This is a genomic window from Rhizobium giardinii bv. giardinii H152 (assembly GCF_000379605.1).
GTDB lineage: Bacteria > Pseudomonadota > Alphaproteobacteria > Rhizobiales > Rhizobiaceae > Pararhizobium > Pararhizobium giardinii.
The window spans coordinates 216960-243465 of record NZ_KB902680.1 but is presented as its reverse complement, the minus strand read 5'-3'; the positions used below and the strand labels follow the sequence as shown (position 1 = coordinate 243465).

Annotated in this window: 25 protein-coding genes; 9 read left to right on the top strand and 16 right to left on the bottom strand. The window is 60.9% G+C overall.

All coding sequences use genetic code 11. The features are described 5' to 3' along the window. Positions 1 to 120 precede the first annotated feature (120 nt). Positions 121 to 1353 (bottom strand): ABC transporter substrate-binding protein, encoded by a 1233-nt coding sequence (locus tag A3AY_RS0116940; protein WP_018326849.1) that lies wholly within the window; start codon positions 1351 to 1353, stop codon positions 121 to 123. Positions 1354 to 1516: 163 nt separating this feature from the next. Here A3AY_RS0116940 and A3AY_RS0116935 point away from each other — a divergent pair, with 163 nt between their 5' ends. Together A3AY_RS0116935 and A3AY_RS0116930 are read left to right on the top strand one after the other, a co-directional pair. Then, positions 1517 to 2482, top strand: a complete 966-nt coding sequence (locus A3AY_RS0116935) for a helix-turn-helix domain-containing protein (protein WP_018326848.1) — start codon at positions 1517 to 1519, stop codon at positions 2480 to 2482. Between the two features lie 109 nt (positions 2483 to 2591). Beyond that, positions 2592 to 3734, top strand: coding sequence for an alpha-hydroxy acid oxidase (locus A3AY_RS0116930; protein WP_018326847.1), 1143 nt, complete (start codon positions 2592 to 2594; stop codon positions 3732 to 3734). Here A3AY_RS0116930 and uraH read toward each other — a convergent pair. From uraH to A3AY_RS0116905, 5 genes are all read right to left on the bottom strand, one after another. Then, a complete protein-coding gene (gene uraH / locus A3AY_RS0116925) occupies positions 3731 to 4093 on the bottom strand; it encodes a hydroxyisourate hydrolase (RefSeq protein WP_018326846.1) in 363 nt (120 codons plus the stop codon). The genes A3AY_RS0116930 and uraH overlap by 4 nt on opposite strands. A 16-nt stretch (positions 4094 to 4109) precedes the next feature. Next, positions 4110 to 4607, bottom strand: a complete 498-nt coding sequence (locus tag A3AY_RS0116920) for an ureidoglycolate lyase (RefSeq protein ID WP_018326845.1) — start codon at positions 4605 to 4607, stop codon at positions 4110 to 4112. Positions 4608 to 4649: 42 nt separating this feature from the next. Then, positions 4650 to 5153 (bottom strand): 2-oxo-4-hydroxy-4-carboxy-5-ureidoimidazoline decarboxylase, encoded by a 504-nt coding sequence (gene uraD, locus A3AY_RS0116915; protein ID WP_018326844.1) that lies wholly within the window; start codon positions 5151 to 5153, stop codon positions 4650 to 4652. Beyond that, complete coding sequence (puuE, locus tag A3AY_RS0116910) at positions 5153 to 6082, bottom strand: allantoinase PuuE (protein ID WP_026203532.1); 930 nt, start codon at positions 6080 to 6082, stop codon at positions 5153 to 5155. Before puuE ends, uraD begins: the two co-directional genes overlap by 1 nt. 128 nt (positions 6083 to 6210) lie before the next feature. Continuing rightward, positions 6211 to 7017 carry a DUF1045 domain-containing protein gene (locus A3AY_RS0116905; RefSeq protein WP_018326842.1) on the bottom strand — a complete coding sequence of 269 codons (807 nt, stop codon included), beginning with the start codon at positions 7015 to 7017 and terminating at the stop codon, positions 6211 to 6213. A 206-nt stretch (positions 7018 to 7223) separates the two neighbouring features. Between A3AY_RS0116905 and A3AY_RS0116900 the strand changes: the two genes are divergently transcribed. Further along, complete coding sequence (locus A3AY_RS0116900) at positions 7224 to 7613, top strand: PRC-barrel domain-containing protein (RefSeq protein ID WP_018326841.1); 390 nt, start codon at positions 7224 to 7226, stop codon at positions 7611 to 7613. A 27-nt stretch (positions 7614 to 7640) separates the two neighbouring features. On the opposite strand, the gene A3AY_RS0116895 is transcribed toward A3AY_RS0116900, so the two are convergent. Further along, positions 7641 to 8795: an NAD(P)/FAD-dependent oxidoreductase gene (locus tag A3AY_RS0116895; RefSeq protein WP_018326840.1), complete on the bottom strand. Its 1155-nt coding sequence runs from the start codon at positions 8793 to 8795 to the stop codon at positions 7641 to 7643. 38 nt (positions 8796 to 8833) lie between these two features. Between A3AY_RS0116895 and mnmC2 the strand changes: the two genes are divergently transcribed. Continuing rightward, positions 8834 to 9565 (top strand): tRNA (5-methylaminomethyl-2-thiouridine)(34)-methyltransferase MnmC2, encoded by a 732-nt coding sequence (mnmC2, locus tag A3AY_RS0116890; RefSeq protein WP_018326839.1) that lies wholly within the window; start codon positions 8834 to 8836, stop codon positions 9563 to 9565. 116 nt (positions 9566 to 9681) lie between these two features. After that, positions 9682 to 11268: a trimethylamine methyltransferase family protein gene (locus A3AY_RS0116885; protein ID WP_018326838.1), complete on the top strand. Its 1587-nt coding sequence runs from the start codon at positions 9682 to 9684 to the stop codon at positions 11266 to 11268. Between the two features lie 9 nt (positions 11269 to 11277). On the opposite strand, the gene A3AY_RS0116880 is transcribed toward A3AY_RS0116885, so the two are convergent. Continuing rightward, positions 11278 to 11724, bottom strand: coding sequence for a host attachment protein (locus A3AY_RS0116880; protein ID WP_018326837.1), 447 nt, complete (start codon positions 11722 to 11724; stop codon positions 11278 to 11280). Between the two features lie 614 nt (positions 11725 to 12338). Between A3AY_RS0116880 and A3AY_RS0116870 the strand changes: the two genes are divergently transcribed. After that, positions 12339 to 13901 carry a DEAD/DEAH box helicase gene (locus A3AY_RS0116870; RefSeq protein WP_018326835.1) on the top strand — a complete coding sequence of 521 codons (1563 nt, stop codon included), beginning with the start codon at positions 12339 to 12341 and terminating at the stop codon, positions 13899 to 13901. A gap of 9 nt (positions 13902 to 13910) precedes the next feature. Here A3AY_RS0116870 and A3AY_RS0116865 read toward each other — a convergent pair whose 3' ends face one another. Continuing rightward, on the bottom strand, positions 13911 to 14846 hold the full coding sequence (locus A3AY_RS0116865; RefSeq protein ID WP_018326834.1) for a DMT family transporter: 936 nt from the start codon (positions 14844 to 14846) through the stop codon (positions 13911 to 13913). Between the two features lie 369 nt (positions 14847 to 15215). Between A3AY_RS0116865 and A3AY_RS0116860 the strand changes: the two genes are divergently transcribed. The 3 genes from A3AY_RS0116860 to A3AY_RS0116850 are packed head-to-tail and all read left to right on the top strand — an operon-like array spanning position 15216 to position 18393. Next, on the top strand, positions 15216 to 16610 hold the full coding sequence (locus tag A3AY_RS0116860; protein WP_018326833.1) for a circularly permuted type 2 ATP-grasp protein: 1395 nt from the start codon (positions 15216 to 15218) through the stop codon (positions 16608 to 16610). Positions 16611 to 16615: 5 nt separating this feature from the next. Next, positions 16616 to 17554 (top strand): alpha-E domain-containing protein, encoded by a 939-nt coding sequence (locus A3AY_RS0116855; RefSeq protein ID WP_018326832.1) that lies wholly within the window; start codon positions 16616 to 16618, stop codon positions 17552 to 17554. 17 nt (positions 17555 to 17571) lie between these two features. Next, entirely contained in the window at positions 17572 to 18393 is an 822-nt protein-coding gene (locus tag A3AY_RS0116850; RefSeq protein WP_018326831.1) for a transglutaminase family protein, read from the top strand. A gap of 21 nt (positions 18394 to 18414) precedes the next feature. Here A3AY_RS0116850 and A3AY_RS0116845 read toward each other — a convergent pair whose 3' ends face one another. From A3AY_RS0116845 to mmsA, 7 genes are all read right to left on the bottom strand, one after another. Next, positions 18415 to 18828, bottom strand: coding sequence for a type II toxin-antitoxin system VapC family toxin (locus A3AY_RS0116845; RefSeq protein ID WP_018326830.1), 414 nt, complete (start codon positions 18826 to 18828; stop codon positions 18415 to 18417). After that, complete coding sequence (locus tag A3AY_RS0116840) at positions 18825 to 19070, bottom strand: type II toxin-antitoxin system Phd/YefM family antitoxin (protein ID WP_018326829.1); 246 nt, start codon at positions 19068 to 19070, stop codon at positions 18825 to 18827. The genes A3AY_RS0116845 and A3AY_RS0116840 overlap by 4 nt, the downstream gene beginning before the upstream one ends. Before the next feature lie 122 nt (positions 19071 to 19192). Next, positions 19193 to 20932 (bottom strand): L-arabinonate dehydratase, encoded by a 1740-nt coding sequence (gene araD, locus A3AY_RS0116835; protein WP_018326828.1) that lies wholly within the window; start codon positions 20930 to 20932, stop codon positions 19193 to 19195. Positions 20933 to 20987: 55 nt separating this feature from the next. Next, entirely contained in the window at positions 20988 to 22421 is a 1434-nt protein-coding gene (locus A3AY_RS0116830; protein ID WP_018326827.1) for an aldehyde dehydrogenase family protein, read from the bottom strand. 68 nt (positions 22422 to 22489) lie between these two features. Continuing rightward, positions 22490 to 23482, bottom strand: coding sequence for an AraD1 family protein (araD1, locus tag A3AY_RS0116825; RefSeq protein ID WP_026203530.1), 993 nt, complete (start codon positions 23480 to 23482; stop codon positions 22490 to 22492). A 227-nt stretch (positions 23483 to 23709) separates the two neighbouring features. After that, positions 23710 to 24918, bottom strand: a complete 1209-nt coding sequence (gene mmsB, locus A3AY_RS0116820; protein ID WP_018326825.1) for a multiple monosaccharide ABC transporter permease — start codon at positions 24916 to 24918, stop codon at positions 23710 to 23712. Beyond that, positions 24918 to 26453: a multiple monosaccharide ABC transporter ATP-binding protein gene (mmsA, locus tag A3AY_RS0116815; protein WP_018326824.1), complete on the bottom strand. Its 1536-nt coding sequence runs from the start codon at positions 26451 to 26453 to the stop codon at positions 24918 to 24920. The genes mmsB and mmsA overlap by 1 nt, the downstream gene beginning before the upstream one ends. Between the last annotated feature and the right edge of the window lie 53 nt (positions 26454 to 26506).

Sequence of the window (26506 nt, the reverse complement as noted above, 5' to 3'; positions counted from 1 at the left end):
CCCTGGCCCGCTCCCCGCAGGCGGGGCGAGGGAACGACCGAGTTTGCCGCTCGTCCCTTCTCCCCGTTTACGGGGAGAAGGTGGCCGGCAGGCCGGATGAGGGGCCGAAGCCGGAAAGCGTTACTTGTAGATACGCCCGCGAGCCTTTTCGAGGCGTTCGAGGATCGCGTCGACATTGTCCGGCTTGACCATGAACTGCTGGAAGCCTTCCATACCGACCTTGGCCATTTCAGCCGGGGCGTCGCGGTCGTAGAACTGGGCAAGCGCATAGGCGTTTGCCAGCATGTCGAACCCGGCCTTCAGGAACGGGTCGTTCGACTTGGCGGACTGGTTGTTGACCGGAAGCTGTCCCAGGACCTCGTTCATCTTGGTCTGCGCCTCAGGCGTTGCAAGATAGGCGAGGAACTTGCGGGCGTCTTCCTTGTTCTTCGCACCCGACGGGATGTGGAAGGACTCGGTCGGTGCATCTTCGGCCATCGGAATGCCGGCGGTGATTTCCGGGAACTGCAGGAAGCCGATCTGCTCTTCCTTCAATCCGCCGTCCTTCATGGCGGCGACGGCAAAGTTGCCCATGAGGTACATCGGTGCTTTGCCCTGGACGAACTGCGGAATGGCATCCTGCCAATCGATCGCCGCATGGTTTTCGAGGAAATAGCCGGGCTTTACCAGTTCGGCCCATTTCTCGAACACCGCCTTCACCTTCGGATCGGTGTAGGGAACCTTGCCGGCGGTCAGGTCCATGTGGAATTCGTAGCCGTTGACGCGCAAGTTCAGGTAGTCGAACCAGCCGCCCGTCGGCCACAACGCCTTGGTGCCGATCGCAAATGGCGTCATGCCGGCTGCCTTGATCTTTTCGCAGGCGGCGACCAGCTCAGCCCAGTTCTTCGGTGGCGTGATGCCCTGCTCGGCAAAGATGTCTTTCCGGTAGTAGATGCCCCACTGATAGTAGGAATAGGGAATGCCCCATTTCTTGCCGTCGATTTCCATCGACTTGACGGCGGACTTCAACTGGTCGTCCAGCTTGTTTTCGGTCCACAGGTCGGTCACATCCTCGAACAGGCCGGCCTTGACGAAGGGGGCCATGCGGTTGCCTGAATACCAGGAAACCACATCGGGTGCGTCGGCGGTCAGGAAGTTGCGGATCGCCGATTTGTAGCCTTCGTGGTCGAAATTGTTCCATTTGATGGTGACGTCCGGATGGGCGGCCTTGAACCCTTCGAGCAGCGTTTCCATCGCCTTTTTCGGCGCTGGATCGGACTGGTCGGAGTTGATGACGAGTTCGCCGGCGAGGGCGGCGGACATGGTGAGCGCATAGCCGAGCGCGAGCCCGGTAGCGGCTTTAAAAGAAATCATTATATCCTCCCAAGGATCAGCGTGTGGTGTTCATGCCCTTGTCTCCTGCGGTTTATCCTGGTCCTCTTTCCCGCATGAGCCGCTTGACCTTGCTGCCGAAACCCGCAATCTACTTCCGACATTCCGGCATTAAATTCCGTTATCCTAAGATCAGCGAGGAGACATGGCGAGACGTCGCAAACCGGTGAATCTGCTCGGCGCGACAGCGGTCCATCCGGAACGCGACCCGGCGCATCCTCTCGTCGTCTTTGGCGATCATCGCTTCTGCGCGGGCGACAATATCAATGTGCGGCGAATGGCGGGCCCGCACATGCACAGCCAGATCGAACTTAATTTCGTGCTCGAAGGCGAGATGACCTACTGGTTCGACGGGCGCGAACTCAGCGTATCGGAGGGGCGGCTTTGCCTGTTCTGGGGCATGATCCCGCATCAGGTAACGGACATTAAGGAGCCGACTCGCTTCATCTGCCTCTATGTGCCGATGTCCGTCTTTCTGGCGCTTCCAAGCCTCAGCCGCTTTCGCGACGCCGTCTTTCGTGGCGCGATGATCGAGGCCCTGGATATCCGCCCCTACGACCGCGACATCTTCATGCGGTGGCGCGAGGAGCTTCTGTCCGGCGACGAGGAACTGGAACAGATCGTCCGCGAGGAACTCGGCGCCCGCGTCCGCCGCCTTGATCGCGAAGGCTGGCGCGACCTGCGCGAGCAGGGATCGGCGATCGCCTCCTTCGCGCACCATGATGCCGACCGGATGTTCCATGTCGAGCGCATGATGCGCTTCATCACCGAACACGCACTGGAAAACATAACCGCCGAGGATGTGGGACGCGATGTCGGCCTGCATCCGAACTATGCCATGGGCATCTTCAAGCGCACTGTCGGCATGACCATCAACCAATCGATCGTCCGCCACCGGCTGGATACGGCCCAGTCACTGCTCATTTCCACGGATCTGCCGATCACCACCGTCGCCTTCGAGGCGGGTTTCGGTTCGCTCTCCCGTTTCTATGAAGCCTTCCACGACCGGTTCGGCACCAAGCCCGGCACATTCCGCCGTCGCCTTGCCAAGCCGCCCCGGGCACGCGAGGTTCACGCGACCGCCGGCGGGCAAATTGTGGCGTCCGATTGAATGCCGCGCAGAGAGGTAAAATAATTTTACCTCTTGCCGTTCCCGCTCTTAACAACGGTTCGCCAAACATGGTATTGCCAACCACTCCCTTTGAGATGGAAAACCGCGAATGTCCCAAATCCTCGAAATCCGCGACCTGAAGGCGCTTGCCAAGCGCCGCGTCCCGAAGATGTTCTTCGACTATGCCGATAGCGGCGCGTGGACCGAGGGAACCTACCGCGCCAACGAGGATGATTTTCATAAGATCAAACTGCGCCAGCGGGTGCTGGTCGACATGACCAACCGATCGCTGGAAAGCACGATGATCGGCCAGAAGGTCTCGATGCCGTTGGCGCTTTCGCCGACCGGCCTGACCGGCATGCAGCATGCCGACGGCGAAATGCTGGCAGCGAAGGCGGCCGAGGATTTCGGTGTGCCCTTCACGCTTTCGACGATGAGCATCTGCTCGATCGAGGATGTGGCATCGGCGACGACCAAGCCCTTCTGGTTCCAGCTTTACGTCATGCGCGACCGCGACTTCGTCAGGAACCTGATCGATCGCGCCAAGGCGGCAAAATGCTCGGCGCTGGTGTTGACGCTTGATTTGCAGATCCTTGGCCAACGCCACAAGGACCTCCGCAATGGCCTCTCCGCCCCACCGAAATTCACGCCCAAGCATATCTGGCAGATGGCGACACGGCCGCTCTGGTGCATGCAGATGCTGCAGACCAAGCGCCGCAGTTTCGGCAATATCGTCGGCCACGCGAAAAATGTCTCGGACCTGTCGTCGCTTTCGGTCTGGACGGCCGAACAGTTCGATCCGCGCCTCTCCTGGGACGACGTCGCCTGGATCAAGGAATTGTGGGGCGGGCCGCTGATCCTCAAGGGCATCCTCGATGTCGAGGACGCGGAGATGGCAGCGCGGACCGGCGCAGACGCGATCATCGTCTCCAATCACGGCGGCCGCCAGCTCGACGGCGCCCCCTCCTCCATCAGCATGCTGCCGAAAATCGTCGATGCGGTCGGCGACATGATCGAGGTCCATCTCGACGGGGGTATCCGCTCGGGCCAGGACGTGTTGAAGGCGATCGCACTCGGCGCCAAGGGCACCTATATCGGCCGCCCCTTCCTCTACGGCCTCGGCGCCGGCGGCAAGGCCGGCGTGACGCTGGCGCTCGAAATCATCCGCAAGGAACTCGACATCACCATGGCGCTGTGCGGCAAGCGCGATATTCGCGACATCAGCCGGGATGTGATTGCGGAGGGACTTTAACTCCCCCGATAGGTCGAATAGCTGAACGGCGAGAGTAGAAGCGGCACGTGATAATGGCTGGCTGCATCGGCGATGCCGAAGCGTAGCGGGATGAGGTCGAGGAACGCCGGTTCCGGCAGACTGGCACCCGTCGCGCGCAGATAGTCGCCTGCATGAAACAACAGCTCGTACGTGCCGACCCTGAACGCCTCGCCGTCGAGCATCGGCCCGTCGACCCGGCCGTCACTGTTGGTTTCGACCGTGCGCAGCAGGCGGCGCTTTTCTCCCTCGACCGCGAACAGATCGATCTTCAGGCCCTGTGCCGGTTTGCCGAGGGCGGTATCGAGGACATGGGTTGTCAGGCGGCCGGCGTTGCTCATCGGGATTTGCTCGCGCTCACACGGGATTCGGAATGATGAAGGGCTCGTCGTAAAAGACTTCTACCAGATTGTTGCCCGGGCCGTCGCGATCCACAACGAGGAAATCGCTGACCGCGTCGACGGCCATCAGAGGGTGATGCCAGACGTTGCGACCATAGTTGACGCCCTGGCTCCCCGTCGCAAGGAAAACGCGTGGCAAACCCGGCTTGCCCCCATCGTCCGGCGCGACGACCGCGAGCCACGGGCCGCCGCCGATCGGCGAAAAGCTCTGCGACCCCAAGGGATGGCGTTCCATCATCGTCAGGCGGTAGGGGAAACTGCGCGGCTGGCCGCGAAAGATATTGATGATCACGCGGGCGCCGTCGCCCGTCATGTCGGCATAAGCGAGCGCATGAAACCGCTCGGTCGAGCCGCCGTTGATCAGGTGCATGGATGCCGGGTCCGCTTCGATGACCGTGCCGAAGGGAGCGAAAGCGGCCTCAGTCAAAGGCTCGATCGTCAAAAGATGTGGCATCAGTCTGTCGATCCCGCCGCAAAACAGTGTGGCGGAGTATTGTCAGGCATTGTCGTCTCCCGGAAGCATGGAATGCAAACGCAACAGCGCAATCTTCTCGACCTGCGCTGACGCCGTCTCAAATTCCTCTTGCCGGTCATTGTCAATCCGCCTTTCGAAGGCAGACAGAATATCGTCCTTGCTGAGCCCCTTGACCGCGATAATGAAGGGGAAGCCGAACTTTTCCGTATAGGCCGTATTCAGTTCGGTGAAACGGGCGTGTTCCGAAGGGCTGAGACGATCGAGACCTGCAGAAGCCTGCTCGGCCTTCGAATCGTCCGTCAGTTCTCCGGCGATCGCCAGCTTCCCCGCAAGGTCCGGATGGGCGCGGAGAACGCCGAGGCGCTCGTCATCCGAGGCGGCACGGAAGGCGGCAACGAGCGCGCCATGGACGGCGTTCGTCGTCAACGCAATCTGCGGATTTCTGTCGAAAGCACGCTCCGCCACCCAGGGAGAATGCTCGAAGACGCCGCCGAACCGCGCGACGAAGTTTTTGCGCGGGCTCATCACAATCCGCCCTCCGGCTTGTGATGCTCGTACCAGTGCCGCGCGATATCGATACGCTTGGGGGTCCAGACCTTCTCATGGCTCAAGACATAATCGATGAAACGGGCCAGCGCCGCGGCCCGGCCGGGGCGGCCGACGAGGCGACAGTGCAGGCCCACATTCATCATCTTCGGACTGCCCTCCTTGCCCTCGGCATAGAGCACGTCGAACGTGTCCTTCAGATAGGTGAAAAACTGGTCACCGGCATTGAAACCCTGCGGCGTCGCAAAGCGCATGTCGTTGGCATCGAGCGTATAGGGAATGATCAGATGCGGTTTTTCCCTGGTCAGACCGGGAACCCAGTAGGGCAATTCGTCGGCATAGCTGTCGGAGGAATAGACGAAGCCGCCCTCCTCCAGAATGAGCTTCAGCGTGTTGTTCGAGGGCTTGCCCTGATACATGCCCAGCGGATGCGAGCCGGTCAGTTCCTTGTGCAGGCGCACGGCCTCGAGAATGTGCTTTCGCTCTTCCTCTTCCGGAAAGTCCTTGTACTCCAGCCAGCGGTAGCCATGGCTGGCGATTTCCCAGCCAGCCTCCTTCATCGCAGCGACCGCTTCCGGATTGCGCGCCATGGCAAGCGTCACGCCATAGACCGTCACGTCGACATTGCGGCTGGTAAACATCCGCCAGAGCCGCCAGAAGCCGGCGCGAGCGCCATACTCGTAGATCGATTCCATGTTGAGATTGCGCTGGCCGGGCCAAGGCTGCGCACCGACGATTTCCGACAGCAGTGATTCGGACGCCTTGTCGTTGTCGAGAATGCAGCTTTCGCCGCCCTCCTCGTAATTGACCACGAATTGCACGGCTATGCGCGCATCGCCCGGCCAGCGGACCTGCGGAGGATTTCGGCCATAGCCGACGAGATCACGTGGATAGGATTGCTCTGCCATCAAATCACCCTTCGAATTTGCCGGAACGGTAGCATTCGGGGCGGGAAATTCGAAGTCGAAATGGTGAAAATCGCCGTCTATCCAAGGCAAGAACAGGCGATTGCGTCAATGCAACACCCTGCCTGCGATCAGCAATTCGCCTGCAGAAGACGCGCGGCAAGTGCCGCCTTTGTCGCGGTAGTGCGTGGCGGGTCCGATATCGCGGTCGTGCCTACGCGCGCGCTGGCCCCAACCGGCCGGTGAGCGGAGAGTTTTCCGAGTGGGTGCTGGGAATGGACACGGAGCGGCGCGCCGGCCTCCGGCTCGATAAAGAGCGCAAGGCTGGAGATCTTCAACGGCTCGTTCAGCAAAGGCGCGAAAAATTCGCGAAGCGCATGCTCGAAGCGGGCGTTGAGGCTTGGATGTATCGGCCCCGTCAGCGTCATGTGAAAACGAAACTCGTCCATCACATAGGGGTAGCCCCAGCGATGAAGATTGGAGAACTGCGATGCTGTCAGGCGGTCCGGATCCCGCCGTTCGATCTCCGCATCACTCAGCGGCGCACGGAACTCGTCGAATGTCTGGACGACCGAGGCGGCAAGGTGGTTCATCTGTTCGCATGGGACCGAGGGCGCCAAGCCGTAGAACTCGCCGAGCCTTGCGATTTCCATGCGCGGAATTTCAAACGGCGTCACGGTGCTGGCAAAATGCATCAGGGCTTTCAGCAACGCCGCCTCGCTCGTCTCCGAATGAAGCCGGAACGGCGCCTTGATCGTGCCGTGAAACCCATAGCGGCGCGGCACTGCCGTATGGAACGCCAGTTCCTGCCGGCTGAAGCCGGCGATCGACGGCGCTTCGGGGGCTTCGCCGGAATAGACGTTGCGGCCAAGCCAGCTTGCCGCTGCGACCGACAAGGGATCATAGATCGACGGCGTAAAATAGATGGCGTACCGCATCGGCTCCGCTCCGTTGCAACTCAATGCGAGCGGGTTAAGTGATTTGCGTGACAGAATGACGAATAATCACCGTCGCCAATCAGCCGAGAACGGTCAACTCAGTCCGAATGGCACAGAATTTCTCCGCAAAAACCCGCTGATTTTGTCGGAACCAACCTGCTTTTGCTTCGTTTTGTCTCCGGTAGCACCAAAAACGGAGAAGAATCGTGACTTACCAAGATACCAATCGTCAGGACGCCGACATCAGGGAAACCCACGACCTGATCGCCAGCGACAAGGTCGAGGGTACCCGCGTTTATGGTCAGGATGGCCAGCACATCGGCTCGATCGAACGCGTCATCATCGAAAAGCGCAGCGGGCGTGTTTCCTACGCCGTTCTCGCTTTCGGCGGTTTCCTTGGCATGGGCGAGGATCACTACCCCGTACCGTGGGCCAAGCTGACCTACGATGAAAATCTCGGCGGCTATCGCACGGATTTGACGCGCGAGCAGGTCGAGAACGCCCCGAAGTACCACGGCGACGACGAATATGACTGGAACAAGGATAATGGTCGCCGCGTCTATGACTATTACGGCGTCCCGCCCTACTGGATGTAGGCAAGGCAGTGAATGCTTCTGGCCCCGCTACCGCGGGGCCTTTGCTTTGTCCGACACCAGAAGATCGAAGTGAGCCCGGCAGCGGAACGACACAGGCAGGGACTTGTCCGTTTCGCCGCAGATTTCGCCGATCACGGCCGTTGCCAGCCGATGCGCGATGCCGAAACTGATCTTGAAACCGCCGGTCAAGGCGTGGATGCGCGGATGATCCGGATGACGCCCGGCCATTGGATCCCGCCCGATCGCCTTCGGTCGCACGCCTGCCCAGCGCTCGACGACCGGGGCATTGCGAATGCGCGGCACCAGGTCCTCCGCACGGGCGAGCAGGGCATCAAGTTGCCCATCCGTTGCAAAGGGTTGGTCGAAGGCGTCTTCGCTGGTGCTGCCGACGGCGACCATGCCGTTTTCGTGCGGCACAATATAAAGCCCATCGGTAAACACGACAGGCAGGGTTGGATCGATATCGGCTCTGAGCAGCGCCGCCTGCCCCTTGACACCCGTGCCGCTTACACCGGGCCCACTCGTCAAGCCGTCCAGAAAGGAGAAGGCGTCAACACCGTTCGCGATGACGCAATCACCGAAGGCCTGCGTGCTCCCGTCGCCGAAATCCGCGCGCCCGCCGATCGGATCGATGCGGACAAGCGCCCGCCCCTCTTCGATCCGGATAAGTTTTGACCGGCGCAGGTACGCCGAGAGCATGGCAAGGAACGGCCGCGGCGCGACCCGGGCAGCCAGCGTATCAAACACGACGCCGCTTTCGGAAAGCGCGCTGTTCAACCATCCATCAACTGGGGCCCGATCACGGACCTGCCAGTGGAACTGCCGGTCGCCGGCCCGCCAGTTGATGATCGCGTCCTGTTCATGCCGAAGGGCGGTCGTTCGCAGATGCGGCTTTGAAAGAGGCATGAGACGGCCGCAACGGCGATAGCCTGCCGAGAGCCCCGTCGCCGCCTCCAGCGCGGCAATCTCGGTCTCGAGCGAAACGAGGGCGTCGAACTGGAACTGTTTCTTGGCGTTCCAGCGATCCGGCATATGCGGCATCAGCGCGCCGAGCACGCCGCCGCTTGCCCCGGCGCCGATCACGTCGCGCTCGACTATCAGGGTTCGCAATCCGGCCCTGTCGGCCATCACGCCGGCCCAGAGCCCCATGATGCCGCCGCCGATGATCAACAGATCCGTCATCGATTGACCTTCTCAGATAGGCAGATTATCGCTTCGCCATGACCCGCGAAAACCTGGAAAATACGGCGGTGCCCGACCGGCAAACGCTTGAATGGCGCGAAGGCGATATGCCCTATTCGCAGGAGTTTGGCGACCATTTTTATTGCCGCGAGGATGGCCGGCTGGAATGCGGTCACGTGTTTCTTGGCGGCAACGGCTTGCCTGAAAGGTGGCAGCGACCGGGCCAGTTCCGCATCGGCGAACTCGGCTTCGGCACCGGGCTGAACTTCTGCGAAACCTGGCGCCGATGGAAAGAGACCCGCACCGAAGGCGGAGAGCTTCATTTCGTCTCGTTCGAACGCTTCCCGATGCGCGCCGGCGAGATCGATCGGGCGCTGTCACGCTGGCCGGAAATTGACGCAGAACGGCAAGCTCTCGGCGCGCAATGGCCGGCGCAGCCGAGTGGCATTGTCGACCTTGATTTCGGCGGAATGCGCCTGACCGTCGTCTGCGGCGTAGCCCTCGACGAGATCGCCCATTTCTCCGGCCTGTTCGATGCCTGGTATCTCGACGGTTTTGCCCCACGGCGCAATCCAGATATGTGGTCGCAAGAGCTGATGCATATTGTCCACGGCAAGACTGTGGACGGCGGCACCTTTGCCACCTATGCGGCGGCCGGTTTCGTCCGCCGCAATCTTGAGACTGCAGGCTTCGATCTCGATCGCCGCCCCGGTTTCGGCAGCAAGCGGGAAATGCTTTGCGGCGTGAAATCGACATCGCGCGCCGCTTAAAAGCCAGCCCCCACAACTATCCTTCTCTGCCAAGGAAGTTTGCTGTCGCAAATGGCAACGCATGCCGGGCGACGAAACGGCACCATGCCATTTGTGTCCTAACCGATGGTATAGCCATGCGTGAGAATGAATTTCCGCACTCCTTTCCGGCCGGCGCAGATGCTCCGCTGGAACGCCGCCGCAGAACCGGCGGGCGCGGGGCCGACCGGCAGCGCAGAGGCGCCGAGAATTCTAAATATCTCAATCTTGTCAACGGGATGTCGAAATCCACCGTTTTGACGGTCGAGGCGCTGGAAGCCGTTCACGATGCCTCGCTGACGATTCTCGAGGAAATCGGCATGGACATTATCCTGCCGGAAGCGCGCGCGCGCATGAAGGCTGCCGGCGCGGACGTGACACCTGGCACGGATCGTGTCCGCTTCGATCGCGGGCTGATCATGGACATGATGTCGTCGGTTCCATCCGGCTTCACCATGCATGCGCGCAACCCGGTCCGCAATGTCGAGATCGGCGGCAACAATCTCGTCTTCGCGCAGATCGCCTCAGCCCCCTTCGTTGCCGACCGGGAAGGCGGACGCCGGGCGGGCAATCAGGAAGACTATCGCAAGCTGGTGAAGCTTGCCCAGTCCTACGACATTATTCACACGACCGGCGGTTATCCGGTCGAGCCGGTCGATATCCACGCCTCGGTGCGCCATCTTGATTGCCTGGCGGACATGGTGAAGCTCACCGACAAGGTGTTCCACTGCTATTCGCTTGGGGCGCAGCGCAACCTCGACGCCCTGGAAATCGCCCGTATCGGCCGCGGCATCACCGCCGAGCAGATGGAGAGCGAGCCCTCGCTCTTCACCATCATCAATACCTCCTCGCCGCTGCGTCTCGACGGACCGATGCTCCAGGGCATCATCGAAATGTCGTCGCGCAACCAGGTGGTGGTGGTGACGCCGTTCACGCTGGCGGGTGCCATGGCGCCAGTGACGATTGCCGGTGCCGTCGTGCAGCAGAATGCCGAGGCCCTGGCGGGTATCGCGTTTACCCAGATGGTGCGGCGCGGTTCGCCGGTCATGTATGGCGGCTTCACTTCGAACGTCGACATGAAGACCGGGGCGCCCGCCTTCGGCACGCCGGAATATATGAAGGCTGTCATTGCCGGCGGCCAGCTCGCGCGCCGCTACAAGATCCCCTATCGCACGTCCAACACCAATGCGTCGAACACACTCGACGCGCAAGCCGCCTACGAGTCGGCGCTATCGCTCTGGGCGCTGACGCAGGGTGGCGGCAACTTCATCATGCACGCGGCGGGCTGGAGCGAAGGCGGACTGACGGCATCCTTCGAGAAATTCATCCTGGATGTCGATATGCTGCAAATGGTCGCAGAATTCCTTAAACCGCTCGACGTCGGCGAAGATGCGCTCGGTCTCGACGCAGTTCGTGATGTCGGTCCGGGCGGCCACTATTTCGGCACTGCCCATACGCTCGCGCGGTATGAGACGGCCTTCTACTCGCCGATCCTGTCGGACTGGCGCAATTTCGAAACCTGGACGGAAGCCGGACGGCCGACGACCTATGATCACGCCAACCGCGTCTTCAAGGCGAAACTGAACGAATATGAGCGCCCGCCGCTCGATCCGGCCATCGAGGAGGAACTCGATGCCTTCGTCGCCCGCCGGAAGGCTGAAGGCGGCGTTCCGACGGACTTTTAGCGGAACGGATCAGTGGGCCATCGCCGAGCGGACCGACGAGATCAGCTTGTCTGTCGGCAGGTTGCTGTAGTCCTTGCAGATTTCCACCATGGTTTTGGCGCGCGTGGCGGGAGAGAGGATGGAGCGCAGGTGGCCGAGCGTCTGCGGTGCAGCACAAAGCACGAGGCGGTCGAACGCCCCTTCCTGCGCATACATGTCGAGCTTGCTCGCGACGTCAGATGTAAACTTCTGCTGTTTTTCGCGCACCGGGTCGCTTGAATATTCCATCGCCGAGCGCCCGTGACCGACAGATGAATGGCTCCGTCCCGGCTTGTCGGCCATGATGTCCTGGACGCGCTTCGTATCCAGCTGGAAAATCTCCTGCTCGGGGCTCTGATGTCCGTCTTTGAAAAAATTCACTCCCTTCAACAGGCGTGCCTGATTTCCGTCGGCGGCAAGAATCCATGTCGTCGTCATCGTCGTCTTCTCCTCGAGCTTAGCCACCCAAATGTTCACAACACCTGTGGCGCGGCGAAGTGAACGCGCAACGCACCTCACTGCGGGAACGCGGCACCCGAGGGCACCAACGCGCAGGACAAAGGAAGGTTCCTGAAACTACCACAAACTCGAGGACGGGCAAAGGTGACAACCGCATCTGCCTCCCCGAATCACCCGCTATGTCAGGGCAGAATCGCCTATTTGCCCAAAACCGCCGACGAGCCTCCTTTGCTTCAGTCTGCGGTATCACCGCAGCCCTCCCGTCCGGGCCGGCAGTGTCATATTTGCATGCCGCAGAGGCCGTCCTTCGCACCTGCAAAAACTAGCCCTTGACTTTTGACGGCAAAACAACGACATGGGGCCAGCGTCACCTTCTGGCCGCCGCGTGAGCGAGCCCTGCGGGATTTTACCGATCCGTACCGAAGGATAAGCGCACCAGAGAATGTCCTGCCAAACGCGGCAGGATGCAGCGCAGACAGCTTAATCAACCCACAAGTTCCCAGATCACGCGGGGTTCTTGACGCGAAGCGAAACCGGAACCGCATGGTGCAGTTCCGGCGAAAATCGTTTTGCGCCCCCGAAAAGGTAATACATTGACCACTTTTAAAGACCTTGGCCTCTCCGAGCACGTTCTTTCGACCCTCTCCACCCTGGGTTTCGAAACGCCGACGCCAATTCAGGCTGAAGCGATCCCGCTCGTGATGGAAGGCCATGACCTGGTCGGTCTCGCCCAGACCGGCACCGGCAAGACCGCGGCGTTCGGCCTGCCGATGATCGAAAAGATGCTCGCCGACGGCAAGCGTCCCGATCCGCGCAACATCCGCGCCCTCGTTCTTGCTCCGACCCGCGAACTGGTGAACCAGATCGCCGCGAACCTGAAGGACTTCGTCAAGAAGACCCCGATCAAGATCGGCCTCGTCGTCGGCGGCGCCTCGATCAACAAGCAGTCCGAGCAGCTTTCCCGCGGCGTCGATATTCTCGTCGCCACGCCCGGCCGCCTCCTCGACCTCATCGCCCGCAAGGCCGTGACATTGACGCAGGCCCGTTATCTCGTTCTCGACGAAGCCGACCAGATGCTGGACCTCGGCTTCATCCATGACCTGCGCAAGATTTCCAAGCTGGTGCCAAAGAACCGCCAGACGCTGCTGTTCTCGGCCACCATGCCGAAGGCAATCGCCGAGCTTGCAGCCGAATATCTGAGCAATCCGAAGCGCGTCGAAGTCTCGCCTCCGGGCAAGGCTGCCGACAAGGTCGAGCAATATGTTCACTTCGTTGCCGGCGCCAGCCAGAAGACCGAAATTCTGAAGAAGACGCTGACCGAAAACCCGGATGGCCGCGCCATGGTCTTCTCGCGCACCAAGCACGGCGCCGAGAAGCTGATGAAGCATCTGGAGCATGTCGGCTTCTCTGTCGCCTCGATCCACGGCAATAAGAGCCAGGGTCAGCGCGAACGGGCCTTGAAGGCATTCCGTGACGGCGAGACGCGCGTTCTCGTGGCAACCGACGTCGCCGCTCGCGGCATCGATATTCCGGGCGTCACCCACGTCTACAACTACGACCTGCCGGAAGTGCCGGACGCCTATGTGCACCGTATCGGCCGTACCGCCCGCGCCGGTCGTGACGGTATTGCCATCGCCTTCTGCGCTCCGGACGAAATCCGCCTGCTGCGCGACATCGAACGCCTGATGAAGATCGACATCGCGGTTGCGAGCGGCGATGTTCCGGCCGACCGCGCCCGCCCGAAGGGTGCCCGCGGCGGCAATGGTGCCCGCAACGCTTCGCGTCCGGCCGGCAACGGCCACAATGAACGCCGTCCGCGCCCGCAGGGCGGCAGCGACAACGTGCACCGCGCCGAGCGTTCGGCTCCGAGCCCGTTTGCCGGTGACGACCTGCTGGCTGGCGAAAACCCTTCGCAGAAGAAGCAGCATCGCAAGGGCCAGGGCCCGGCAGCCCAGGCCGCCCACGAACAGGCACTCGCCAAGCGCCCGGGTGGCAACCGCAATGGACGCCCCGGCCAGAAGCACGGCGAATGGCGCAATCGCAACCACGGTGGCAATGCCGCTGGCACGCAGAACCGCGAAGGCGGCAATGGCGCCGCTGCTCAAGGCCAGCGCCGCCGGGCTAGCGGCAACGGACCGCGCCGCGAAGAGGCGTAAGCCTCCTGTTTAAGCGTCAATCGGACGGATAGCGGCGGGCTCGACCCGCCGTTTTTCATGCGTGGACGGCGCAGTCTTGCGGTTGGTGAGATAGACGCCGGCCACAGCGATCGCGGTTCCGACGATCATCGGCAGTGTCAGCGCTTCATCGAAAAACAGCCACGCCTGCAGCGCGGCGAGCGGCGGCACCAGATAGATCAGCGACGCCGCGCGCGACACCTGCCCACGGCGGATCAGATAGAGCAGCAAGGCGATCGCTCCCATCGACAGGCCGAGCACCGCCCAGCCGAGCGCGGCGAACAGCTGCACGCTCCAGACCACGCGCATGTCCTCGAGGAAAAACGCGGCCGGCAGGGTGACGGCTAGAGCGCCGACATATTGCAGCATCGCGGTCGAGCGGATGTCCTCATGCTGCAGATGCCGCTTCTGATAGATCGTACCGTAGGTAACGGCAGCCATTCCCAGAACATTGATGACGATCGGGAAAAGATGGATCGGGGTCGCGCCGGTATCGATCGCCATGACCTTCGGCACCACTGCAAGCGCGATGCCGAGGAAACCGAGCCCCAACCCGAGCTTCTGCTGGCCCGACAGATTTTCGCCGATCAGGACCGGCGCCACCGCCGCCGTCATCAGCGGTTGCAGCCCCGCAATAATGCCGGAGATCGCAGCCGGAACGCCCTGCCCGATGGCCCACCATACGGCACCGAGATAGAGCCCGTGGAGGAAGATTCCGGAAATCACCGCATGCCCGGCGGCAGCCCATGTTTTTGGCCAGGTCGCGCCGGTCGCGAAACAGAAGCCGACGAAAAGCAGCGTGGCGAGAAGGTAACGCAGCACCAGGAAGGTCAACGGATCGGCATAGATGCCGGCATATTTCGCGATCACCCATCCGGTCGACCAAAGCAGCACGAAAATGGCCGGAGCCAGACGGTCGAGGGTCATGTACGCTCCTGATGCGCTGTCGTGATCGGAGCCTGCCTAGAACGGTGCACGCTGATGGTCAAAGCAAAATTCCTGATGTTTAGGTTCAATAATCGGCGCAGAAGTCATTTTTTTCTTGTCCAAAAATTAGGCAGTCTCGTTCTTTGCAACGAGGCATTTTATCGACGCTTAAAACCACGCCGGCGATTGCCCGCCAAAAGTGCTCAAACTTGCATCCCCGCGGCGGTCGAACTCACTGCTACGGCTCAAAAAAGTGGCAATCCGGCGTTGAAATTTCTTTTGCCTTCCAGCGAGCATGCTTCTTGCATTGCCCCTGCTGTTGTACTCAAATGGCAAAAAAAGGGGACCACACCGTTGGCATTTGACGAAATGATGAATGCGGACAACAGTCCGCGCCAGCCTTACACGACTTACAATGATTGGTACGCCAGCCAGGACAAGGCCCGCCTGATCGCAAAATCAAAAGAGGCCGAAAACATCTTCCGCAAGACGGGCATCACCTTCGCGGTATACGGACACGCCGACAGCTCCGAAAAACTCATCCCCTTCGACCTGATCCCGCGCATCATTTCCGGCCGCGAATGGCGCAAGCTGGCGCAAGGCATCGAGCAACGGGTCATCGCCCTCAACGCCTTCCTCGACGACATCTACCACAAGCAGGAAATCATCAAGGCGGGCCGCATTCCGCGCGAGCTGATCGAGCGCAACGAAGCCTTCCTGCCGCAGATGATCGGTTTCCGACCGCCGGGCGGCGTCTACACCCACATCGTCGGCACGGACATCGTGCGCACCGGCGAAGACCAGTTCTATGTCCTGGAAGACAATGCCCGCACCCCTTCCGGTGTTAGCTACATGCTGGAAAACCGGGAAACGATGATGCAGATGTTCCCGGAACTCTTCCATCAGAACCGCGTCCGGCCGGTTGAGAACTACCCCTATCTCCTGCGCCACAGCCTCGCGTCGCTTGCCCCTCCCGGCTGCGAAGGCAAGCCGCGCGTCGCGGTGCTCACGCCGGGCATCTACAACTCGGCCTACTACGAACACGCTTTCCTCGCCGACATGATGGGCGTCGAGCTCGTCGAGGGCTCGGACCTGCGCGTCATCGACGGCAGGGTGAAGATGCGGACCACGCGCGGTTACGAGGCGATCGACGTCCTCTACCGCCGTGTCGACGACGACTATCTCGACCCCCTCACCTTCAAGCCCGAATCGGCGCTCGGCATTCCGGGGATCATGGATGTCTATCGTGCCGGCAACATCACCATTGCCAACGCGCCGGGGACCGGCATCTGCGACGACAAGGCGATCTATTCCTATATGCCGGAAATCGTCGAGTTCTATACCGGTCGCAAGGCCCTGCTCGAGAACGTACCGACGTGGCGTTGTTCCGAACCCGACAGCCTGAAATACGTGCTGGAAAACCTTAGTGACCTCGTCGTCAAGGAAGTGCACGGCTCCGGCGGCTACGGCATGCTGGTCGGCCCGACCGCCTCCAAAAAGGAGCATGCCGTTTTCGCCGAAAAGCTTAAGGCTCGGCCGGCGAACTATATTGCGCAGCCCACCCTCTCCCTTTCGACAGTGCCAATCCTCGTCAACAAGGGCATCGCGCCACGCCATGTGGACCTGCGCCCTTACGTCCTCGTTTCCGACAAGGTGCAGATCATTCCTGGCGGGCTCACCCGTGTGGCTTTGAAGGCCGGCTCACTGGTGGTGAATTCCAGCCAGGGCGGCGGCACCAAGGATACCTGGGTTCTGGAGGACTGATACGCATGCTCGGAAGAACCGCAAACGGCCTTTACTGGATGTTCCGCTATATTGAGCGCGCCGAAAACAGCGCCCGGCTGATCGATGCCGGCCTGCGCATGTCGCTCACCCGCTCGCAGGCGACGGAAGACGACTGGGACGGCGTGCTGCAAAGCTCCGGCGTCCGCGACATCTATGACGATCTCTATGAAAAACTGTCCGCCGCCGACGCCATCGACTTTCTGCTGCGTGACAAGTCGAATCCGTCAAGCGTGATGTCCTGCATCGACTCCGGCCGCAACAATGCTCGCATGGTCAGAACCGCGCTGACCCGGGAGACCTGGGAAGCGACCAACGAATGCTGGCTCGATCTCAAGAATGTGCTCGCCCGGCGTATCAAGGCGGCCGATCTTCCCGAGGTTATCGACGGGATCAAGCGCAAGACAGGCCTCATCCGCGGCGCGTTTCATGGCACGATGCTGCGCAACGAGATCTTCAACTTCTCGCGCATCGGCACCTTCATCGAACGAGCCGACAACACAGCCCGTATTCTCGACGTGAAGTACTACGTGCTGCTTCCGGCAGTCTCGCAGGTCGGCTCCTCGATCGACAACGTGCAATGGGAATCGATCCTGCGATCGGTCTCGGCACATCGCTCCTACGGCTGGGTCTATGAGGCGGAGTACAAGCCGTCGCATATCGCCGACTTCCTGATCCTCAACGGCCGCATGCCGCGTTCGCTTGCCTATTGTTATGAGAAGATCGTCAGCAATCTCGGCTATCTCGCCCGCGAATACGGTGAAAGGCACGCAGCACATGCAACGGCGGAGGAAACGCTCACCTCGCTGCGCAATCATTCGATCAAGGACGTGATGGACCAGGGCCTGCACGAATATATCGAGAACTTCATCAGCCATAATAACCGTCTGGGACAGGAAATCTCCGACGGTTACCGGTTCTACTAAGTCGAGTGGGGAGGAAAATGCGTCTGAAGATCAGCCACACGACCGAATACACCTATGACGAGCCGGTGCAATATTCGCTGCAGCGACTGCGGCTGACGCCGCTGACCCAACCCGGCCAGACGGTCATCAGTTGGGAGACCACTGTCGAGGGCGCCCACATGGAGGTCGGCTATGACGATCACTTTGGAAACCGGGTCAATCTGGTCAGCGTCAATGGCGACCAGACGTCGATTCGCATCATTGCCAGCGGCGAAGTCGAGACAGAGGACAAAGCCGGCGTCTTCGGCGTCCACCAGGCATATGCGCCGCTCTGGCTTTACCTGCGCGACACGCCGCTGACGAAGATGACGAAACCGATCCGCAACCTCGCCAAGGCGATGAGCGGCGACACGGACCTCGCCAAGATGCATGCGCTGATGGGCAAGATCAATGAGATTGTCGAATACAAGCCTGGCGAAACCGGAGCGCAGACGACGGCAGAGGAGGCCTTGCAAAAGAAGTACGGCGTCTGCCAGGATCATGCGCATATCATGATCGCAGCCGCCCGCACGCTCGGTCTGCCCGCCCGCTACGTCTCCGGCTACCTGATGATGGAAGACCAGCCGGAACAGGCGGCAAGCCACGCCTGGGCGGAAGTGCACCTGAACGGCCTCGGCTGGGTCGGCTTCGACGCCGCCAACAATGTTTGCCCCGACGACCGCTATGTCCGCATCGCCTGCGGGCTGGACTATCGCGATGCCGCGCCGATTTCCGGGCTCGTTCATGGGTCTGCGACCGAAGCCCTGAAGGTGGCGGTGACCGTGGAGCAACAGGAACAGAGCCAGACGCAAAGCCAGTGAAGCAAAGATCGTAACGCGCGGTTATGACGAGGCGGCAAGAGTGCCGACGTGGCCTTTCGCGCCATAGGCGAGGATCGCTTGGTCTGCCGTCATCAGTGGCACCTGATGAAACCGCGCAGTGGCTACGATCATCCTGTCGGCGGGGTCGGCATGAAAATCTCCCGGCAGCCGGACGCTGCCGACAGAAATGGCAACCTCCAAGGGTGCAAGTACAATGCCTGGCAGCGCCAGTGCGCGGCTGATCCATCGGCCAACGTCATCGCCGAGCGCGATACGCCCTTTCTGCGCCACCATGGCGATCTCCCAAGGCGTGATCGCGGCAATCAGGATGCTGCTGTGCCGCGTCATCTCGTCGATGATTTGTCGCGCCGTCTTGCCGAGATTCGGATCGTCCTGAAGGGCCCAGATCAGAACATGCGTGTCGAGAACGATCACCGGCTCGCGTCCCAGTCGTCGTCGACGATTGCCGGCGAAAACGGATCATCGTAGTTAAGCACACTGCCCTTCATCGCCCCGATAATGCTCGTAGGCTTAGCAGCATCGGCAATCGGCGAAAGCACGGCAACAGGTTTGCCGCGCTTGGTGATGACGATCGGTTCACCGTCATCAGCCATCTGATCAATGAGGTTCAGGCATTTTGCCTTGAACTCGGCAGCACCGATCGCCTTTCCATTCATGACCACATCTCCTGTACACGTATACAGGAATATAGTCGTGTTCTTGAACGGAAGCAAGCAACCCGTGGAATCGAAAGGGGCGGAACTCTCGTCCCGCCCCTTCATTTACGCATTTTGCAAGATCAGTGGCTGTCCCTGCCGACCGCGTTTCCGCGACATCCCTTGAGGAAGTCGAGGTCGGCGCCGGTATCGGCCCCCTCGACATGCTGCTGGTGCAGCCAGGCATAGCCAGAAGTCGGCAGATCATGGTTCGGCTGCCATTCGGCGAGCCGCCGCGCCAACTCCTCTTCGGAAATGTCGAGATGCAGGCGACGGTTCGGCACGTCCAGCTCGATCATGTCGCCGTTCTTCACCACGGCGAGCGGTCCGCCGACCGCCGCTTCCGGCGAGGTGTGCAGCACGACGGTGCCATAGGCCGTGCCGGACATGCGGGCGTCGGAGATGCGCACCATGTCGGTAATGCCCTTCCTGAGCACTTTTGGAGGCAGACCCATGTTGCCGACCTCGGCCATGCCGGGATAGCCCTTCGGCCCACAATTCTTCATGACCATGACGCAGGTCTCGTCGATGTCGAGATTGTCGTCGTTGATCTTGGCCTTGTAGTCGTCGATGTCCTCGAACACGACCGCCCGGCCCCGGTGCACCATCAGATGCGGCGAGGCAGCCGACGGTTTCAGCACCGCGCCCTTGGGCGCGAGATTACCGCGGAGCACGACGATGCCGCCTGACTGCGTCAGCGCCTTTTCGGCGGGCAGGATGACGTCCTCGTTCCAGTTGACGACGTCCTTGACCTCGTCCCACACGGTGTCGCCTGATACCGTGATCGCATCCTTGTGCAGGAGGCCGGCCTCGCCGAGGCGCTTCAACACCACCGGCAGGCCGCCGGCATAGAAGAACTCCTCCATCAGGTACTTGCCCGACGGCATCAGGTTGACGATGGTCGGCACGTCGCGGCCGCAACGGTCCCAGTCGTCCAGCGTCAGATCGATGCCGACGCGGCCGGCCATGGCGAGCAGGTGGATGACGGCGTTGGTCGAGCCGCCGATGGCCGCATTGGTGCGGATGGCGTTCTCGAAGGCCTTCTTCGTCATGACATCGGAGGGCTTCAGGTCGTCCTTGACCATCTGGACGATCCGCCGGCCGGTGAGCTGCGCCATGACCTTGCGGCGGGAATCGACACCCGGGATCGCCGCGTTGCCGGAGAGCGCCATGCCGAGCGCCTCGGCCATGGAAGCCATGGTGGAGGCGGTGCCCATGGTGTTGCAGGTGCCCGACGAACGGCTCATCGAGGCCTCTGCCTCGAGGAACTCGGCCTGCGTCATCTCGCCGGCCTTCACCATTTCGGAAAACTTCCACAGATGCGTGCCTGAGCCGACGCGTTCACCGCGGAAATAGCCATTCAGCATCGGCCCGCCGGTGACGACGATCGAGGGCAGATCGACGGAAGCCGCACCCATCAGAAGCGACGGGGTGGTCTTGTCGCAACCGACCATGAGCACGCAGCCGTCCATGGGCTGGCCGCGGATGGCTTCCTCGACCGCGAGCGCGGCGAGGTTGCGGTACATCATCGCGGTCGGGCGGAAGGTGTTTTCGGATGCCGAGAACACCGGCACCTCAAGCGGAAAGCCGCCCGCCTCCCACACACCGGCCTTCACCTTCTCGGCGAGCTCGCGCAGATGACCGTTGCAGGGGGTCATATCCGACCATGTGTTGAGGATGCCGATAACCGGACGACCGTCGAACAGATCGTGCGGGTACCCCTGGTTCTTCAGCCAACCGCGGTGATAGATCACGTCGCGGCTCGTGCCGCCGTACCATTCCTGCGAGCGCAGCTTGCGCGGCCACTCTGCTTTCTTCTTCATTGTCTTCGTATCCTTTGAAGTGCCGGACCGACGAATGCCGATGCGGCGAAAATGCTTACGCCAGCGTGTAGGCGGTCTTTACAACGGTGAAGAACTCGTTCGCGTATTTGCCCTGTTCACGCGAGCCGAAGCTCGACGCCTTGCGGCCACCAAACGGCACATGGAAATCGACGCCGGCGGTCGGCAGGTTGACCATCACCATGCCTGCTTCGGAATTGCGCTTGAAGTGCGTCGCGTGCTTGAGGCTCGTCGTCGCAATGCCGGCCGACAGGCCGAACGGCGTGTCGTTGGCAACTGCAAGTGCCTCGTCGTAGTCCTTCACCCGGATCACGGACGCGACCGGGCCAAAGATCTCTTCGCGGCTGATGCGCATCTGGTTGGTGGCTTCCGTAAACAGCGTCGGCTGCAAATAGAAGCCGGGGTTGTCGCGCGCGATCGTCTCGCCGCCGAAGGCGAGCTTGGCGCCTTCCTGTCTGCCAATATCGATATAGTCGGTATCGGTGGCAAGCTGGCGTTCGTCGACGACCGGGCCGATATGGGTGCCGGGCTTCAGTGCATCATCGACCACCAGCGTCTTCAGCCTTTCCGTCAGAGCCGCCACGAACTTGTCGTGTATGCCTTCGGTGACGATCAGCCGAGATGAGGCCGTGCAGCGCTGGCCGGTGGAGAAGAAGCCGGAATTCGCGGCAGCTTCGACGGCGACCGTGAGATCGGCATCATCCAACACCACCATCGGGTTCTTGCCGCCCATTTCCAGCTGGAACTTGCGGTTATGCTCTATAGAAGAAGCGGCGACGCGCTTGCCCGTACCGGTCGACCCGGTGAAGGTGATGCCGGCCAGATCCGGGCTGTCGAGCATTGCCTGGCCGACGACCGAGCCCTTGCCCATCACGAGGTTCAACACGCCCTTTGGCAGACCGGCGCGGTTGAGAATGTCGGCAATCGCCCAGGAGCAGCCCGGCACCAGCTCAGCCGGCTTGAAGACGACAGTGTTGCCGTAGCAGAGCGCCGGGGCGATCTTCCAGGCGGGAATAGCGATCGGGAAGTTCCACGGCGTGATGATGCCGATGACGCCGATCGGTTCACGGGTGATCTCGACGCCGATGTTCGGGCGTGCCGACGGCAGCACCTCGCCCGCAAGCCGCAGGGCTTCGCCGGCGAAGAAGTCGAAGATCTGCGCCGCGCGGATGGTCTCGCCGATCGCTTCCGGCAGCGTCTTGCCCTCTTCACGCGCAAGCAGCGTGCCGATTTCGTCCTTGCGCGCCAAAATCTCGTCGGCGGTCTTCTTCAGGATCGCATGGCGCTCAAGGATGCCCGAGCGCGACCAGGCAGGAAACGCCGCCTTGGCCGCGGCGATTGCGGTCTTGGTATCATCGGCACTGGCGGACGCGTAGAGGCCGACCACTTCTTTGGTGTTGGAGGGATTGATGTTCTCGACGCCATTCGTGCCGACCCATTCGCCGGCAATGAGATTCTGGTGCAATGTCATGGGCCTAAAGCCTCCTTGGTTTGCGCGGACGCCGCCTAACGGGCACCCGCAGTCAATGCGTAGCGGGATCAGAGCTGGCTGATCGTGATCTCGTCCTCGCCGGCAATCGCCAGCGTATTGCGCAGCGGCAACCCGAATTCCGAAGCCTCGATTTCAAAGATATCACCGGCCTCGGTCTTGATGCCGTCGCCGAAGGAAAGCGTCGCGGTCCCGAACATATGGACATGCACGTCGCCCGGAGCCCGGAAGATGCCATACTTGAAGTGGTGATACTCGAGATTGGCAAAGCTGTGGGACATGTTGGCCTCACCCGAGAGGAATGGCTTTTCCCACAGCACCGCGCCACCGCGGATGATGCGCGAGGTACCGCGAATGTCGGCAGGTGCTTCGCCGATGCGGATTTCGGGACCGAAGCTTGCCGGACGCAGTTTCGAATGGGCAAGGTAGAGATAGTTGACGCGCTCTGTCACATGATCGGAAAACTCGTTGGCAACGGCAAAGCCGATGCGGAACGGCGCGCCCTTGTCGGAGATCACATAAATACCGGCCATTTCCGGTTCCTCGCCACCATCCTGTGCGAACGAGGGCGAGACAAGATCGCCGCCGGGCGCCACGGTTTGCGAGCCGTTGCCCTTGTAGAACCACTCGGGCTGCACACCCTTCTCGCCGGGCTTCGGCTTGCCGCCTTCGAGGCCCATCTTGAACATCTTCATCGTATCGGTGGCACCCTCTTCCACCTTGGATACGGCCGCATGCATGGCATCGCGCGTCGAGGCAGACCCGAGATGGGTCAGGCCCGTACCGGTCAGATGCAGATGCGCGGCGTCCGGATGGGTAATCGGCGGCAGGAACAGCCCCTTGGCATAGACGTCCTGAAGATCGATGTCTTCGCCAAGACCATGCGCCTCGACGACCGCCTTCAGGCTTCTGCCGGAATTGGCCGCTTCCATTGCCAGCGCATAGACGCTGGTCGCACCCTTCACCGCGCGGGCGCCCTCGCCCAATTCGCGAACGGCCACCGTGATCGAGCCGTCATTGTTCTTTACCTGGGAAATCAGCACAGCCTTGTCCTTTTCTAGATCCGGGCTGCTTTGCGGCGTCAAGCGGCTGGCTATCGGCAACAACAACCCTTTGGGAGACACGGAGCGCTCCCGTCCATGGCGGCAAAGCCGCCGTTATCGTCATGATGCGCGGGCCGGAGCGTTATCGTCTCAAAGAGCACAAAGCCGCTCCGGCACCAGATTTGCATCAGCCGGCAAGCCGGCTGCGCGGGACGGCCCGGAAAGGGTCAGCCCTTGTTCTTGTTGTAGACGTCGAAGAACACGGCAGCGAGCAACACGAGACCCTTGACGAGCTGCTGGTAATCGATGCCGAGGCCCATGATCGACATGCCATTGTTCATGACGCCCATGATGAACGCGCCGATGACCGCGCCTGTGATCTTGCCGACGCCGCCGGACGCCGAGGCACCACCGATGAAGCAGGCTGCGATAACGTCGAGCTCGAAGCCGACGCCTGCTTTCGGGGTTGCCGAGTTCAGACGCGCGGCGATGATCATGCCGGCGAGCGCGGCGAGAACACCCATGTTGACGAACGTGTAGAAGGTCAGGCGCTCGGTGTTGATGCCGGAGAGCTTGGCCGCCTTCTCGTTGCCGCCCATCGCATAGATGCGGCGGCCGATCGTCGAACGTGTGGTGACGAAGGTATAGAGCGCAATCAGCAGCGCCATCACAACGAGGACGTTCGGGAATCCCTTGTATGTAGAGAGCTGGAAGCCGAGGAAAATGGCCACGGCACTGATGATCCCCATTTGGAGAACAAAGAAAGCGAAAGGCTCGTTTTCTGTTCCATGCAGCTCGTTGGTCCGGCGGTCCTTGATGCCGTAGTAAATCGCCAGCGCGACCAGGACGAGCACAGCGACCAAAGCAAAGAAGTTCGTGACGACGCCGGGAAGCGGATTGATGAAGTAGAGGAAGTCCGGAATGAAGCCGGTCGACAACAGCTGGAAATCCTTGGGGAACGGCCCGATCGGCCTGTTCTGCAGCACCAGATAGGTAAGACCGCGGAACACGAGCATCCCGGCAAGAGTAACGATGAAGGCCGGAATTTTCCGATAGGCGACCCAATAGCCTTGGGCTGCCCCGACCAGTCCGCCGAGAATGAGGCACAGCGGCACGACGATGGAGAAGTGCAATCCCCACTTGACCAGCATGATCGCCGAAAGGCCGCCGGTGAAGGCGACGATCGAGCCGACGGAAAGGTCGATATGACCGGCGACGATGATCAGCAGCATGCCAAGCGCCATGATCACGATGAACGAATTCTGCAACACGAGGTTGGTCAGGTTGACGGGCCTGAACAGCACGCCGGCGGTCAGAAACTGGAAGAACAGCATGATGACCACGAGCGCGACGAGCAGGCCGTATTCGCGGATGTTGTTCCTGAGGTAGTCCCCGATGGAGGGCGTGGTTTTCGGAGCGCTGGTTTCGGCGACCATTAGTGTTTCTCCCCGGAGCGCATGATGGCGCGCATGATGGATTCCTGGCTTGCTTCTTGCTTCGAAAGCTCGGCGACGATGCGACCTTCGTTCATAACGTAGATGCGGTCGCAGGTTCCGAGAAGCTCGGGCATTTCCGATGAGATCATCAGGATGCCTTTGCCTTCTGCGGCAAGCTGATTGATGATGGTGTAGATTTCGTACTTCGCCCCGACGTCGATACCGCGTGTCGGCTCGTCGAGGATCAGCACTTCAGGGCTGGTGAACAGCCATTTGGACAGAACGACCTTCTGCTGGTTGCCACCCGAAAGGTTGACTGCCTCCTGATAGATCGAATGAGAGCGGATCCGCAATTTCGACCGGTAATCGGTTGCGACCTTCCGTTCCTTGTGGTCATCGATCACGCCGTTGTTTGCCACAGCGTTGAGATTGGAAAGCGTCGTATTGTGCATGATGTTGTTGTTCAGCACCAGCCCGAGCTGCTTTCGGTCTTCCGTCACATAGGCAAGGCCTGCGTCGATGGCACGCGGGATGGTGCTCACATCGACCTGTTTGCCATGCATGAAGACTTCGCCGGTGATCTTGTGACCCCAGGACTTGCCGAAGATGCTCATCACCGTTTCGGTCCGGCCGGCACCCATCAGACCCGCAATGCCGACAACTTCGCCGGCTCGGACGTTGAAATTGATATTGTGCAGAAACTGCCGGTCGCGGTGTTGCTGGTGGAAGACGTTCCAGTTCTTCACCTCAAGCAGCGTCTCGCCGATCTTCGGCTCGCGCGGCGGATAGCGGTCTTCCATGTCGCGACCGACCATGCCCTTGATGATGCGGTCTTCGCTGATGTCCTCGCTGTGACAGTCCAGCGTCTCCACCGTGCCGCCATCGCGCAGGATGGTGATCTTGTCGGCGACCTTCTTGATCTCGTTCAGCTTGTGCGAAATGATGATCGAGGTCATGCCCTGCTTGCGGAATTCCATCAGCAGCTTCAGGAGCGCGTCGGAATCGGTCTCGTTGAGCGAGGCCGTCGGCTCATCGAGGATCAGCAACCGAACCTTCTTTGAAAGCGCCTTGGCAATTTCCACGAGTTGTTGCTTGCCGACGCCGATATCGGTGATCCGGGTTGTCGGCGCCTCCTTGAGACCGACTTTGGACAGAAGTTCCTGCGTGCGCGAAAAGGTCTTCGGCCAGTCGATGACGCCGTTGGTGGCGATTTCGTTGCCGAGAAAGATGTTTTCGGCGATCGATAGCAGCGGAACGAGCGCCAGTTCCTGGTGGATAATGATGATGCCGAGATGTTCGCTGTCGGAAATCGTGGAAAAATGGCGAACCTCACGGTCGTAGTGGATCTCGCCATCATAGGTGCCGGCGGGATAGACGCCGCTCAATACCTTCATAAGCGTTGACTTACCGGCTCCGTTTTCGCCGACAAGCGCGTGAATCTCACCTTCGCGGACCTTGAGATTGACATTGTCCAAGGCTTTGACGCCCGGAAACGTCTTGGTGATGGCCCGCATTTCCAGAATGATGTTGTCCATGGTCACGTATTCCTGCGGCAGTCCGTGAATGATGAGGCCAGACAGACCGACAA

Coding starts and splice junctions, on each gene's coding strand:
- A3AY_RS0116850 (WP_018326831.1), top strand. CDS start 17,572: ATGCGTCTGAAGATCAGCCACACGACCGAATACACCTATGACGAGCCG.
- mnmC2 (WP_018326839.1), top strand. CDS start 8,834: ATGACCCGCGAAAACCTGGAAAATACGGCGGTGCCCGACCGGCAAACG.
- A3AY_RS0116930 (WP_018326847.1), top strand. CDS start 2,592: ATGTCCCAAATCCTCGAAATCCGCGACCTGAAGGCGCTTGCCAAGCGC.
- mmsA (WP_018326824.1), bottom strand. CDS start 26,453: ATGGACAACATCATTCTGGAAATGCGGGCCATCACCAAGACGTTTCCG.
- A3AY_RS0116935 (WP_018326848.1), top strand. CDS start 1,517: ATGGCGAGACGTCGCAAACCGGTGAATCTGCTCGGCGCGACAGCGGTC.
- A3AY_RS0116830 (WP_018326827.1), bottom strand. CDS start 22,421: ATGACATTGCACCAGAATCTCATTGCCGGCGAATGGGTCGGCACGAAT.
- A3AY_RS0116885 (WP_018326838.1), top strand. CDS start 9,682: ATGCGTGAGAATGAATTTCCGCACTCCTTTCCGGCCGGCGCAGATGCT.
- A3AY_RS0116855 (WP_018326832.1), top strand. CDS start 16,616: ATGCTCGGAAGAACCGCAAACGGCCTTTACTGGATGTTCCGCTATATT.
- A3AY_RS0116905 (WP_018326842.1), bottom strand. CDS start 7,017: ATGCGGTACGCCATCTATTTTACGCCGTCGATCTATGATCCCTTGTCG.
- uraD (WP_018326844.1), bottom strand. CDS start 5,153: ATGAGCCCGCGCAAAAACTTCGTCGCGCGGTTCGGCGGCGTCTTCGAG.
- A3AY_RS0116895 (WP_018326840.1), bottom strand. CDS start 8,795: ATGACGGATCTGTTGATCATCGGCGGCGGCATCATGGGGCTCTGGGCC.
- puuE (WP_026203532.1), bottom strand. CDS start 6,082: ATGGCAGAGCAATCCTATCCACGTGATCTCGTCGGCTATGGCCGAAAT.
- A3AY_RS0116840 (WP_018326829.1), bottom strand. CDS start 19,070: ATGAATGGAAAGGCGATCGGTGCTGCCGAGTTCAAGGCAAAATGCCTG.
- mmsB (WP_018326825.1), bottom strand. CDS start 24,918: ATGGTCGCCGAAACCAGCGCTCCGAAAACCACGCCCTCCATCGGGGAC.
- A3AY_RS0116865 (WP_018326834.1), bottom strand. CDS start 14,846: ATGACCCTCGACCGTCTGGCTCCGGCCATTTTCGTGCTGCTTTGGTCG.
- A3AY_RS0116860 (WP_018326833.1), top strand. CDS start 15,216: ATGATGAATGCGGACAACAGTCCGCGCCAGCCTTACACGACTTACAAT.
- A3AY_RS0116920 (WP_018326845.1), bottom strand. CDS start 4,607: ATGCCACATCTTTTGACGATCGAGCCTTTGACTGAGGCCGCTTTCGCT.
- uraH (WP_018326846.1), bottom strand. CDS start 4,093: ATGAGCAACGCCGGCCGCCTGACAACCCATGTCCTCGATACCGCCCTC.
- araD (WP_018326828.1), bottom strand. CDS start 20,932: ATGAAGAAGAAAGCAGAGTGGCCGCGCAAGCTGCGCTCGCAGGAATGG.
- A3AY_RS0116880 (WP_018326837.1), bottom strand. CDS start 11,724: ATGACGACGACATGGATTCTTGCCGCCGACGGAAATCAGGCACGCCTG.
- A3AY_RS0116940 (WP_018326849.1), bottom strand. CDS start 1,353: ATGATTTCTTTTAAAGCCGCTACCGGGCTCGCGCTCGGCTATGCGCTC.